This window comes from Chthonomonas sp. (assembly GCF_035294505.1).
Taxonomy (GTDB): Bacteria; Armatimonadota; Chthonomonadetes; order Chthonomonadales; family Chthonomonadaceae; genus Chthonomonas.
The window spans coordinates 50,748-63,145 of the sequence record NZ_DATGKU010000117.1; the positions used below are offsets into that span (position 1 = coordinate 50,748).

The following is a 12,398-nucleotide window of genomic DNA, read 5'->3' on the forward strand; positions in this document are numbered from 1 at the left end:
GTAAAACCACCGGTTCATTTTAGGATTGTACCCTAATATTACGCTTAGGCGAGTATTTTGTGCTGCTGGACTGGCTAAGATTGCAAATAGTATCTAGTGAGCAACACAGATCATACGATGGCCTCTCCATAGCTACCAAAGAAAGCGCTGCTTTGGCCTATCTCTTCTAGGCTAGAAAAGCCCTATGATGCGCCCGGTATCGTCTATATCTATATTTTCGGCAGCGGGGACTTCAGGTAGGCCGGGCATGGTCATAATATCGCCTGCAAGAGCGACGACGAATCCGGCACCTGCGGAAAGACGCAGCTCGCGAATGCGGATGGTGAAGTTGGTGGGGGCGCCTCCTGCTTTGGGGTCGTCGCTAAAAGAGTATTGTGTTTTTGCCATACAGACGCGGAGACGGCCGAACCCGTTTTTCTCTAGCCAGCGCAGTTGCGACAAGGCGGCCGGCTCCAAAGCGATGCCGTTGGCCCCATACACCCGCTTCGCGATGGTCTCCATTTTGGTGAAGAGGCTTCCTTCTTCGGTGTAGAAGGGGGTGAAGTGGGCGGGCTGCTCTAGGGCCTGTAGTACCGCTGCTGCAAGCTCCTCCCCACCTTTTCCCCCCTGTCCCCAAACATCGCAGGTGGCAACAAGCCAGTTCTTGCTTTTTGCAAAGTTGCGCACAAGTTCGATTTCTTTCGGTGTGTCTGAGGAGAAACGATTGATGGCGATGACAAAGGGGACTTTTACCTGTTGTACGATGCCCACATGACGTTCAAGATTGGCCAATCCGTCCTCAAGTGCCGCGAGATTCTCTTCGTCAAGCTTCTGCTTGCGAACACCACCATGCATTTTGAGGGCGCGAATGGTGGCTACGATAACCACGGCATCGGGGGGTAGATTGGCGCTGGGGGCAACGATATCGCAGTACTTTTCAAAGCCGAGGTCGGCCCCGAAGCCGGCCTCGGTAACGACGATCTCGCCCAAACGGCGTGCGAGCTTGGTGGCAATGATGCTGCTGCAACCGTGCGCGATGTTGCCAAAGGGGCCCCCGTGCACGAACGCCGGTGTTCCTTCCAAAGTTTGCACTAAATTGGGTTTGAGGGCATCGCGCAAGAGAACCGTCATAGCACCATGCACTTTGAGATCGGCAGCCGTGATCGGTTCATCGGCACCATTGCGTCCAACGACGATCTTGCCCAAGCGCTCTTTCAACTCACGAAGGTGGTTGCTGAGACACAAAATAGCCATGACTTCGGAGGCGACGGTAATGAAAAAGCGCGATTCGCGAGGGATTCCTCCTTGTGTGCCTCCTAATCCGATGACAATATGACGCAAGGCCCGATCGTTCATGTCCACCACACGGGGGAAGGTAATGGTGAGAGGGTCTATGTGGAGACGATTGCCGTGATGCAAATGATTATCTATTGCGGCGGCAAGCAGATTGTGGGCGGCGCCAATGGCGTGCATGTCGCCTGTGAAATGAAGGTTGATGTCCTCCATGGGGATGACCTGAGCATGCCCGCCTCCGGCAGCGCCCCCCTTCAGGCCAAAAACCGGTCCCATGGAAGGCTCGCGAATGGCGACGATGGCGCGTTTCCCCAGTCGGCAGAGAGCCTGTCCTAAACCCACCGTCACCGTGGTTTTGCCCTCCCCGGCAGTGGTGGGTGTAATGGCGGTCATCAGCACAATTTTGCCTTCCGGGTGAGTGGAGGCGTTCAAAAGCCGATCGAGTGCAGCGTATCCTATTTTGGCTTTATAGGTGCCGTAAAGCTCAAGGTCGTTGAGAGTAAGACCCAAATCGGCTGCCACCTCAGTAATGGGGCGTGGGGTAACGGATTGGGCGATGAGGAGGTCGTTATTCATGCTAGCTCCTTCGAGTGTTCCAAAGTTCGCGAACAACGGCGGCGAGGTAGGGGGCGATACGCTGAAAATCGGCGTCGCCTCTGACAATGAGGTCGGCATGGACTCGTGAGGGTTCTACGTAGGCGGCGTGCCCCACGCGAGCGCACTCTTGATAGTAGGTTGCGATCCAGTGGGGATCGGTGCTTCCGCGCCCGCCCTGCATGTCTCGAAGAAGGCGCCGAAGGGCACGTAGGTCGGCATCAAGTTCTACAAAGAGGCGAAGGTCGAACCGCTCACGGAGTTCGGGCACATGAAGCGCCATAAGGCCCTCCACGAGAATGACGTCGGGGGCGTTCTCTGAGGCGCGAAGGGCCTCGATATCGGCGATGAGCCGCGCATTATCGGCAGAGTCTGGATGGTTGTTATCGGGAAGTCGTTCGCCGGTAGAGGGGGAGATGAAGGTAGGCCCTCCGGGTGCACCACGATAGAAATAGCGGTCCATGCCGATCACCTCTGCATGGAGCGGTGGACTGCCGTTCGCAAGTGCGTGCGCGAGGTGCTGGACGAGGGTCGTCTTCCCGGAGGCCGAACCGCCGGCTATACCTACGACAACTGAACAAGTTTGATTCTTCATACCGCTTGCTGTCTGTTCTCTCAGAGCGTTTTTGTGAAAGCTAGACGATTAGGTTTACTCCTTTGGATAGGGCGTCAACGAACCGGTTGAAAGCAGTAGAGTTCGCGTTTTCCTTTGCCCTCATCTACAAGCGCAAGCAGGCCTATCTTCCCTTCGTCCCGTGGGTCGCCGATACGCACGTCGAGGACTTTTCCCGGCAGTGGGTCGCTACGCCAGCTCTCTTCATAATCGTCAAATCGCGTCAATTGCCAAAAGGTTTTGTCGCGCTCGTCGGCTTTGGGGACGTAGACAATGAGCCGGTCGTTGCCGGGCGACGAATCGCCGCTTGTCTCCGAGGGCAAAACCCCGATGAGCCATCTTCGTTGTCCTTGCCAGTAGGCTTGGGCATAGAGGATGTTGGGGGCGAGGTTTTGCCGGCCTTCAAAAGGGTAGGTGCCGACGCCCCAATGAGGGTAGCCTTCCTCGTTGGGGTTTAGATGAAGGTCATCGGTGACGAGTTTGCCGGAGTTGAGCGTCCAGACGGAGGTATTGTCGCCGTTGCCGCAGACAAGCAGGTCGAGTTGGCCAGGGCAGATCAGGCTGAAGCGAAGCGCCGGTGGGGGATCGCTGAGGCGTTCAAAACCTCCGCCTTTCCACATGAAGATGCCGCCGGAGGTAACAATCTGCACCATCGGCAGTTTTTGAGGTTTCACGATTTTGTTTTTGGGCAGTTGCGCGTCGGTTTTTTCCGGTGTAGCAAGCGTTGGCCAAGAGTCGGCGAAATGGCCGGCGATGAGGGGGTCTGTGGCCCATCCGATAAAGGAGGCTGTGGCATCGGTTGCAAAGCGAAAGCCGTCCCAATGGGTGAGCAACAGTTGGCGCCGAAAATCGGTGCTGCTTGCGGAGCCTATCAGCAGTACGAGGTCGTCCTCTTTATCTTGCCGAATAGGGAAAGGCTCGATAAGGGCCGTGTAATCGGGTAATGGAACGTGCCAGGCGAGTGTGAAGGCGGTGAGAAAAGGGTTGTCTTTGTGTGCAAACGGATCGATCTGCCCTAGGCATCGGCCGAATGAGCAGAGGAGAAAAAGCAAACAAAGGGGGGATAAGAAGCTGCGGCTTCTCATCCCACCCCTCCGTTTTCCATGCCGGGGGTCAAGCCGGAGGTCATGGTGGAGTAGACGGCGGTGAAGACCTCTCGGGGGGTTGTCAGCCCGGCGAAAATCTTTTGGTGGCCGTCTTCCAGCATGGTGCGCATCTGCTGTTTTTTGCGTGCGTATTCATAAATCTCGCCGATGGTGGCCCGGCGTGCTATCATTTCGCGCAGCTCCGGCGTGCTCACCAGAATCTCGAAAATGCCGATGCGCCCCCGGAAGCCGGTTTTGCGGCACTGTTCACACCCGGCGCCTTTATAGAAAGTTTTTCCTTGCATGGCGTCGGGGTTGAGGCCTATTTCGATAAGCTCGTCACGGGGAGGCTGGTAGGGCTGTTTGCAGTTAAGGCATATGGTGCGCACAAGGCGTTGGGCCATAACCGCTTGGAGGGTGGAGGCGATGAGATAGGGTTCCCCGCCCATATCCATCATACGCCCGATGGTCTCCACCGCGTTGTTGGTATGAAGGGACGAGAGGACAAGGTGACCGGTTAAGCTCGCCTGGATGCCGATGGATAGCGATTCGGGGTCTCGCATCTCTCCGACCATCATGACATCGGGGTCTTGGCGGAGGAAGGCTCGCATAACGCGAGGGAAGGTCATACGTTCGGTAACCTGCACTTGGGTGATGTGGTCGGCAAACTCATACTCAATGGGGTCTTCTACGGTAACGATGTTACGGCGGGTGCGGTCTAACTTATTGATGGAGGCATAGAGGGTAGAGGTTTTTCCGCTACCTGTTGGGCCGGTGACGAGCACCATGCCGTAGGCAGATTGGATGGCCTGGCTCCATTTTTGCAGCACGTCGGGCGGCATTCCCAGCTTATCTAGCTCTACGCGGGCGCCAACCGGATCGAGGATGCGCAGCACCATCTTTTCCCCATTCAGCATGGGCAGTACGGAGACGCGGGCACTTAGTTTTCGGGTGCCGTACTCCATGTCAATGCGTCCATCTTGCGGCTCTCTGCGTTCGTCTATGTGCATGCCGGCGGCAAGCTTAAGGCGGGCGAGAATGTTGGGCACAATGTCTATAGAAAGTTGCCCCACATCATGCATTACACCGTCTATGCGATAGCGCACCAGCATCCGGTTGCGTTCTGGCTGCAGGTGAATATCGGAAGCACCGAGGTCGAGTGCTTTACGCAACAGAAAGTCGGTCTCGCTAACGGCTTGGGTCAGTTCGCCACCAAGCTCCCGCGCGATACCATCCTCGCGCATGATCAGTCGAAAGGCCAAGGGGCCACGGGATGCAACCTGTGTCATGGTTTCTGTTCCTCTTTGCAGAGCGTAGGCATAAAGGCTATATGTTGTGGGGCAAACGCCCCTACTTTCTTTCTATAGTGTACCGTATTGCTAGAAATTTGCGCTACGTTGTTCGCAGGCATGCAACAGGCTTTCAACGGCCATCTGTAAGGAGCGGAGGGCCTCTTGCAGCGCGATGAGTTCGTCCTCCGGAAGACGCGAGACTTCGATATCGGCCAAAAGGGGCAGCATATCCAAAACTTTTTGTGCCGCATGGCTTTGAGGCGCGTAGGTTTCTACAACAGCGTGGCGAGCCGGCACGGTAGGGGCTTGGAGAAGCTCCTGATAAATCTGTTCCCTCTGCTCCGGGGCCGACTCCAAAATCTCGCGGGCGCGTGTGGGGGCGGTGCGTATGGCACGGACGAGCTTTTCGGTCTCTTCACTGTTAAGGCGTTCCTGTTGAATATGTTCCGCCACCTGATGCTGCAGTTCTGGGTAGGGGTTCAACTGTTTAAGGTAGCGGGCATGTTTTTCGGTAAGTTGGCCGGCAGCCGGCCTATTTGGGCTAGAGACCACGGCCTCGCCGATCTCTTCGGGAAGGGTGAGCAGGTCAAGAATATAGCCAACGGTGCGTTCCGACAGCCCCAGTCGCCGTGCCACTTCACGCGTGGTAAGGTTGAGGGTCTCTTTAATTTGCTGGATAGCGCGCGCTTTTTCAAGAGGCTGGAGGTCTTCTCGTTGGAGGTTTTCGATGATCTGTTCGGTGAGGCGTTCCTCTTCGGCGATCTCGCGCACCACACAGGGAAGGGTTTCGAGACGGGCTAGCTTGGCGGCACGCCAGCGACGTTCACCGGTGACGATGCGGTAATAGGAAGAGCCGGGAATAGGCGTAACGGTGATAGGGTTTAGCAGACCGTGCTGGCGAATGCTGTCGGCTAGTCCCTGCAAACTCTCCTCATCGTGATGTTTGCGGGGTTGTGCCGTATCGGCAACGATCTGATCGATAGAGATGGAGCGTATTTCCAAAGCCGGTTCTCCGAAAAGCCACAGAATTTGTGCCAATTATAACGACCTTTTAAGGGGATGTCAACAGGAATGCAGCCCTTTGTTGGGAGAAAGAAGGATTAAGGTATTATAGAAGCGACCCCTCTTAGGAGAGAAGAAGCGGCTCTATGACGATGAAAAGGAACCATGCGCCTTCGCCTGTGGTAAAACAAAGCTCAAAGAAACTGCTTGCTTTCGGATGGTACGGCGGAAAGTTTTCTCATCTAGACTGGTTGCTTCGTCTGCTGCCCAAAACCCATCACTATTGCGAGCCGTTTGGGGGTTCGGGTGCCGTGTTGTTGAATCGCGATCCCTCCCCGATTGAAACTTATAACGATATAGATGGGGAGGTGACGAACTTCTTTCGTGTTCTTCGCGAAGATGCCGAGCGGCTTATTCGCGCCATTGCTTTAACGCCTTTCTCACGTGAGGAGTTCGCCCTTGCTTGCCAAATTGACCCAATGCTTGACCCCTTGGAGCGCGCCCGACGTTTTTACGTGCGGGCACGACAGGTGCGTACCGGCTTAGCGCAATCGGCCTCAATCGGCCGCTGGGCCAACTGTAGGAACACAAGTCGTTCGGGCATGGCCGGCGCGGTTTCCCGATGGTTAGGGGCAGTTGAGGACTTGCCCGAAATCGCATTGCGTTTGCTGCGCGTTCAGATCGAGAATAGACCGGCACTTGAGGTCATCCGGCTATACGATTCACCGAGCACCTTGTTCTACTGCGATCCGCCCTATCTCCATGAAACCCGCGGCGATAGGAGAGCTTATGCTTATGAAATGAGCAATGAGCAGCATGAGGAGCTAGCGATGGCACTCAATTCGGTGCAAGGGCTTGTGGCGGTGTCGGGTTACGAATGTGAGCAGATGGATCGTCTCTACCCAAGCCCGAAATGGTTCAAACACGTCGGTCCAACGCGAACCATCCATTCCACAAAGGATAAGCGAACCGAGGTGCTGTGGGTTAACTACGATCTTGCTACTATTCAAGGAGCGCGTTTGTTTGACTTGAACGGAGCGCAAGATGAGGGAGAATGACCCGTCTACTATTTTAGAGAATCTTCACAGGCGTATATCAAGGAGACTCTCCACACCAATCATAAGAAATGAAGAGATTCGTCTGAAAGTTGAGCAAGTTTGCAAGCAGTCTAATAATCGTGCCTGTGCGCGTCTACTTATGGCATGCCTCCTGGCAAAAATTCATAAGCCAACACTAGATCCACGCAAGCCGTATACGGAAATCGGCACCAATGACTCTTTTTCTGGAAGAACTTACGATGAGAAGTATATAACAAAATTTATTAATAAGCACAATCTTCCGCTCAACTCGACAACAGCATTCTTGACACCAGCTTTTCGTAACTTAGATAGGCCACTTACGCTGGATACTGAATTGATAGGACGACCACGTCAACTTTACAGGACAACACTGGAATTACTCAACCTGGTGTATGAAGAACAAGTTCAGACTGAGGATTTACTCGCTGAGATCATTCGTGTTTTAATCAATATTCGTAATGAAAATAAGGCAACATTACAAACATTGCAAAAACGTCTAATAGCCATCCATAATGACTTACCATTATCATCAGAAGAAATTGTGAGTCTAATAGAGCAGCACTTACGATGCAAAAATTCTAGTAGACTGCCTGTACTGGTGGTTGCTGCTGCATATGCTTCTGTGTCTAAGCGTATTAAAGAACAAATTAGACCTCTTCAATCTCATACAGCAGCAGATCAGCAGACTGGTTCGCTGGGAGACATAGAAATTTGCGTTGAAAATGATGACCGTATTGTAACTGTTTACGAGATGAAAACAAAACCTGTTTCTGTAGAAGATATAAATAGAGCTATTACCAAAATCTCATCCTATGATCAAAAAATTGATAACTATATATTTATAACAACCGAAGTGGTTTCAGACGAGATAAAAAGTTATGCCGCTAGCTGCTATGAACATAATAGCGGAGTAGAGATCGCAATATTGGACTGTATAGGTTTTCTTAGACACTTCCTACATTTGTTCCACCGTTCAAGAGTTGAATTTCTTGATACATACCAGGAGTTGCTTCTGCGTGAGCCGGAGAGCGCTGTCAGTCAGGCACTAAAGGAGGCATTTCTTAACCTTAGACTAAATGCAGAGACAAGGGAATAGTTGCCTCCTTATTGATCATAAAACATAGCTTATCTGGGAAGCGCTTCAATGAGAGTATAAAAGACAATAAAATAAAAATGGGCAGTGCTGGATTTGAACCAGCGACCTCCTCGGTGTGAACGAGGCGCTCTACCCCTGAGCCAACCGCCCATTTCCACAATCATTGTACCCCCGTGCAGAGCGGTTTTGTCAAGAGCTAAGGCTTTGAACGGCAAGAGCCTTTTGCCGATGGTGCGAATTGCCGGCCCTCTGGCAGCTCTACGATGAACCATTACGGCCATTGCAGACTGAAAAACTTGATAGACGAGGAAACAGCTGTTACAATATAGCGCAGAACGCCGATGACGGGCAATAACTATTTTTAGAGAATGGACAATGATGAAAAGACAAAACACGGTGCTGGCGATTATGCTGTTAGGTAGTGTTTGTGGAGTAGGAGCGGGTGCTGCGGCGCCGCTGCAGAAGCCGGCGCCTACACAGTTCAAGACCTATGCCGTTTTACCGACGTTAGGAAGAAACGCATTTTATATGGGCAATCGTCCTCCACTGGTGCCTCAACCGCTTATACCGTTGCCTGTGGGAGCGGTTCGGCCGGAGGGATGGCTAAGAGAACAGTTGGTGTTGATGAGCGATGGTTTCACCGGACATCTCACGGAGATAAGCCCCTGGTGTCGATTCGATGGCAGCGCTTGGGTAAGCCCAATCGGCGAGGGTAAGAACGGTTGGGAGGAGCTTCCCTACTGGCTGCGGGGCTATGTGAGCTTGGGCTATCTTTTGAGAGATAGGCGCATTATTCAGGAAGCACGGCGCTGGATTGATAGCATTTTAAGCAGCCAGAGGGCGGATGGCTGTTTCGGGCCGGAGGCGAATAGGCAGGCCAAAGACCTGTGGCCCAACATGCTGGCTCTGTATGCCGTTCGCACCTACTACGAAGCGACCGGTGATAAGCGCGTGATCCCCTTTATGGAGCGCTATTTTCGTTGGGAGGCAAGCCTGCCCGTTGATCAGTTCTTGCCGGATAGTTGGCAAAAGGTGCGTGGCGGAGACAATTTGGATAGCATTCTGTGGCTTTACAATCGTACCGGCGAGAAGTGGTTGCTCGACTTGGCCAAGCGCACCCATGAGCGTACTTCTGATTGGACGGATGGGGTGGCGAGTTGGCACGGTGTAAACCTATGCGAGGGATTTCGGGAGCCTGCCGAGTTTTATGAAGTTACAGGGGACCCGCGCTACTATCAGGATACGGTTAGAGACTATCATATCGCCTGGAAGCTTTTTGGCCAGGTGCCGGGTGGCATGATTGGGGCGGATGAGAATGCCCGTCCGGGGTATACAGGGCCTCGCCAAGCTGCGGAGACCTGCGCCATGGTGGAGGTAATGTACAGCGACGAGATGCTCACGAGCATCTCCGGCGATCCGCACTGGGCCGATCGTTGTGAGGATGTGGCGTTCAACTCGCTCCCTGCCTCTATGACGCCCGATCTCAAAGGGTTGCATTATCTCACCGCGCCCAATATGATCCAACTTGATCGGGCAAGTAAGGCGCCCCTATTGCAAAATGGCGGCGACATGCTCTCTTATAACCCCTACGACTATCGCTGCTGCCAACATAATGTGGCTTTTGGGTGGCCCTACTTTACCGAGCACCTTTGGATGGCCACGAGTGGCAACGGCCTGGCGGCAGTTCTCTACGCGCCTAGCACGGTAACGGCGAGAGTAGGGCATGGCGAAACGGTGACCCTCCATGAAGAAACACACTATCCGTTCGACGAGCACATTTACCTAAAGCTTTCTATGCAGAGGGCATCAGCCTTTCCTCTCGTTCTGCGGGTACCTGCGTGGTGCGCACACCCTGTCCTTAAAGTGAACGACGAGAGGCGATATGCCCCTACCGTAGAGAATGGCGGTTGGCTTGTGGTACAGCGTCTGTGGCGGCCGCATGATACCGTAGAGCTTACCTTTCCGATGTCGGTTCGGGTAAAGGTTTGGCGTGCCAATCACAACGCCGTCTCTATCTACCGAGGGCCTCTGGCCTACTCGCTACGCATTGGAGAGCGGTGGGTGCGCTACGGTGGCACGGCGAAATGGCCGGCGTATGAGGTGTTTCCAACCACCCCATGGAATTATGGACTAGTGCTTGATTGGCGCCATCCGTCCACCTCCGTTTTTGTTGAAGAGCGCAAAGGCCCCTTCCCCGTCCAGCCGTTCTCTCTGACCAACGCTCCGGTTGTGCTAAAAGTAAGGGCAAAGCAGATTCCTCAGTGGACGGCAGAGCCAAACGGGCTTATTGGGGAGTTGCAGCAAAGCCCTGTTCGCTCTTCGTCGCCTACAGAGACCGTCACGCTGATCCCGATGGGGTGCGCACGCCTGCGTGTTTCGGCCTTTCCGCTGATTGGGGAGGGACCAGACGCGCGTGACTGGATTCCCGAAAATCGGGCAACCGCTTCGGCCTCTTGGTGTAATCCGAGCGATAGCGTGGAGGCGCTAAAAAACCTGCAGATTCCAACAAGTTCCGCCGATCAGAGCCTACCCCGCTTTACGTGGTGGGATCACAAGGGAACGTCGGAGTGGGTGGAATACGATTTTGCAAAGAGTGAGCGGGTAAGTTGGTGCCGTGTCTATTGGTTCGATGATGAGGCGATTGGCGGGGAATGCCGCGTACCTGCCGCATGGCGGATTTTGTGGTGGAACGGCATGCAGTGGCAGCCTGTAGAAACGAAGGGCGACTATGCGGTACAAAAAAACCGTTTCAATCGTGTGGACTTTGTGCCCGTAGAAACGACGAAGTTGCGATTGGAGGTGCAGTTGAAATCGGGCTATTCGGGAGGTATCCTCGCGTGGCAGTGGGGGAGTGCATAAACGCTTAACAAGCTGCCTAAGAGAGAGGAAGGAAGAAGATGCAGGGGTACTATGGGTCTTGGTGGAGTCGCCTAGGCGCTCTCTTCTTCATGCTGATAGCGATCTTTTTACTGCTGGTGCCCGTTGGATGGTTCTGGGGGCTGTTGAACAATATGGCCATGCAGGGCGAGCCAACAGCAGCTATTATCACGATGATGATCGCGTTTGTGCTATGCGTTTGGGGGATGCTCGTCTTGCTGATTTACGCCGCTCTGGTTTTATGGGATTCATTTACTGCCTATAGTTTAGAAGAGGAGGAGGTGGCAAAGCTCACTCCGTTAGGTGTTCAAAGGCTGCGCTGGGACTCTATAGAGGCTGTTACGGAGACGGGAATGTATCCATGGCGCCGCATTGTGTTGTGGGGTTTGGATGGGCGCAAGCTGACAGTCAACCCGGAGGTCGTAGGAACATCGGAGGTTTTCGAGGCGGAGCTTATTCGACGATTGGAGGATGTATTGCGACGTCAGGCTGATCGAATACGCGCTAAGGGGATAGAGCTTCATCCCGTGCGTAGCCTGGCGTTGTTGTGGCTGCTCGGAGCACTTACCTTTTTCGGAGTCGGCTTGGTGTTCTTTGTAACACATACTTCAGAGTTTGTATCACATGGAGGGGCCAATTCTCAACTATCCTACCCATCGGTGGAAGTGGCGCTTTTCGTTGGGGGCTTTCTAAGCTTGCTAGGGGCGCTTTATAGTTTTATCAAAACCCTGCATGTGGATGGGCAGAAACTCGTTCTAAGAGGAATTTGGCGTAGCATAGAGATTCCCCTTGCAAAGGTTGATAGCTTTTATGTCTACCCCGTCGTTCATCGTTATGGCACTTTTGAGGTATTACGCCTTCACTATTCCGGCAAGAAATTCAGCTATAGCAGTCAGCGCGCCGGCTACCTTCCTTTGCGTTCTTACCTAGAGAATGTACTTCCTGCCTCCGTTAGACAAAAGGGCGAGCAGCAGGCTGAAAAGCAGATAAGCAAAGAGTTGAAAACCGTGACCATTCTCTCGAGAATTGGCGCCGTTCTGTGTGTAGGCATGGGCATTGCCGGAATAGTGCAAGCGAACCAAAAGTTGGCCTTGTACCACTTGCTGAAGAGCGAGGGAGTGGGCGCTCCTGGAGTGGTGAACTATCGGTATACCACAGGGTCGAAAACGACGATCTATCTGATAGACTATCTGTTTAAGGTGAACGGGCGCACGTACGAGGGGGCTAGCCCTGTTACGTACGACACATGGTCTTACGAGAGGCCCGGAATGCCGGTTCATGTGATCTATCTCCCTAACAATCCGGCACGATGCATGTTGATACAATCTATAGGAGAGGAGCAGACACGTGGGTGGCTGTGGCGCAGCGGACTGCTTATTGTGTTAGGCATTGTCGCTCCATTTTATGTGCCGTGGCAGGTAAAACAACGACTCATGAGGCGACAACAGGCTATGGCGAGATCGGCAGATATTCCTGAGGGCCGTTAGG

At 53.5% G+C, this 12,398-nt stretch carries 9 protein-coding genes and 1 tRNA gene; 4 read left to right on the forward strand and 6 right to left on the reverse strand.

Going from position 1 to position 12,398, the window contains the following annotated elements; genetic code table 11:
* Positions 1-171 precede the first annotated feature (171 nt).
* The 5 genes from VKV18_RS06825 to VKV18_RS06845 all read right to left on the reverse strand — a co-directional run bounded on the left by VKV18_RS06825 (position 172) and on the right by VKV18_RS06845 (position 5,894).
* Complete coding sequence (locus VKV18_RS06825; RefSeq protein WP_324203461.1) at positions 172-1,848, reverse strand: formate--tetrahydrofolate ligase; 1,677 nt, start codon at positions 1,846-1,848, stop codon at positions 172-174.
* A 1-nt stretch (position 1,849) separates the two neighbouring features.
* On the reverse strand, positions 1,850-2,461 hold the full coding sequence (locus VKV18_RS06830; protein ID WP_324203462.1) for a hypothetical protein: 612 nt from the start codon (positions 2,459-2,461) through the stop codon (positions 1,850-1,852).
* A gap of 74 nt (positions 2,462-2,535) precedes the next feature.
* Positions 2,536-3,564 (reverse strand): hypothetical protein, encoded by a 1,029-nt coding sequence (locus VKV18_RS06835; protein WP_324203463.1) that lies wholly within the window; start codon positions 3,562-3,564, stop codon positions 2,536-2,538.
* Positions 3,561-4,853, reverse strand: coding sequence for a GspE/PulE family protein (locus tag VKV18_RS06840; protein ID WP_324203464.1), 1,293 nt, complete (start codon positions 4,851-4,853; stop codon positions 3,561-3,563). The genes VKV18_RS06835 and VKV18_RS06840 overlap by 4 nt, the downstream gene beginning before the upstream one ends.
* A gap of 90 nt (positions 4,854-4,943) precedes the next feature.
* Positions 4,944-5,894 carry a ParB/RepB/Spo0J family partition protein gene (locus tag VKV18_RS06845; RefSeq protein ID WP_324203465.1) on the reverse strand — a complete coding sequence of 317 codons (951 nt, stop codon included), beginning with the start codon at positions 5,892-5,894 and terminating at the stop codon, positions 4,944-4,946.
* Between the two features lie 116 nt (positions 5,895-6,010).
* Between VKV18_RS06845 and VKV18_RS06850 the strand changes: the two genes are divergently transcribed.
* Together VKV18_RS06850 and VKV18_RS06855 are read left to right on the forward strand one after the other, a co-directional pair.
* Entirely contained in the window at positions 6,011-6,916 is a 906-nt protein-coding gene (locus VKV18_RS06850) for a DNA adenine methylase (RefSeq protein WP_345786397.1), read from the forward strand.
* Entirely contained in the window at positions 6,903-8,033 is a 1,131-nt protein-coding gene (locus tag VKV18_RS06855) for a restriction endonuclease, SacI family (RefSeq protein WP_324203467.1), read from the forward strand. The genes VKV18_RS06850 and VKV18_RS06855 overlap by 14 nt, the downstream gene beginning before the upstream one ends.
* A gap of 78 nt (positions 8,034-8,111) precedes the next feature.
* Here VKV18_RS06855 and VKV18_RS06860 read toward each other — a convergent pair.
* Positions 8,112-8,183: transfer RNA gene (locus tag VKV18_RS06860), tRNA-Val, on the reverse strand.
* Between the two features lie 225 nt (positions 8,184-8,408).
* Here VKV18_RS06860 and VKV18_RS06865 point away from each other — a divergent pair.
* The gene (locus VKV18_RS06865) at positions 8,409-10,892 is read left to right on the forward strand and encodes a beta-L-arabinofuranosidase domain-containing protein (RefSeq protein WP_324203468.1); all 2,484 of its coding nucleotides are present in this window, start codon (positions 8,409-8,411) and stop codon (positions 10,890-10,892) included.
* Positions 10,893-10,930: 38 nt separating this feature from the next.
* Positions 10,931-12,397, forward strand: coding sequence for a DUF3592 domain-containing protein (locus VKV18_RS06870; RefSeq protein ID WP_324203469.1), 1,467 nt, complete (start codon positions 10,931-10,933; stop codon positions 12,395-12,397).
* Position 12,398: the final 1 nt, after the last annotated feature.

Excerpts from the sequence above, each read along its gene's own strand:
- VKV18_RS06825 (WP_324203461.1), bottom strand. The coding sequence starts at position 1,848 with ATGAATAACGACCTCCTCATCGCCCAATCCGTTACCCCACGCCCCATT.
- VKV18_RS06830 (WP_324203462.1), bottom strand. The coding sequence starts at position 2,461 with ATGAAGAATCAAACTTGTTCAGTTGTCGTAGGTATAGCCGGCGGTTCG.
- VKV18_RS06835 (WP_324203463.1), bottom strand. The coding sequence starts at position 3,564 with ATGAGAAGCCGCAGCTTCTTATCCCCCCTTTGTTTGCTTTTTCTCCTC.
- VKV18_RS06840 (WP_324203464.1), bottom strand. The coding sequence starts at position 4,853 with ATGACACAGGTTGCATCCCGTGGCCCCTTGGCCTTTCGACTGATCATG.
- VKV18_RS06850 (WP_345786397.1), top strand. The coding sequence starts at position 6,011 with ATGAAAAGGAACCATGCGCCTTCGCCTGTGGTAAAACAAAGCTCAAAG.
- VKV18_RS06855 (WP_324203467.1), top strand. The coding sequence starts at position 6,903 with ATGAGGGAGAATGACCCGTCTACTATTTTAGAGAATCTTCACAGGCGT.
- VKV18_RS06865 (WP_324203468.1), top strand. The coding sequence starts at position 8,409 with ATGATGAAAAGACAAAACACGGTGCTGGCGATTATGCTGTTAGGTAGT.
- VKV18_RS06870 (WP_324203469.1), top strand. The coding sequence starts at position 10,931 with ATGCAGGGGTACTATGGGTCTTGGTGGAGTCGCCTAGGCGCTCTCTTC.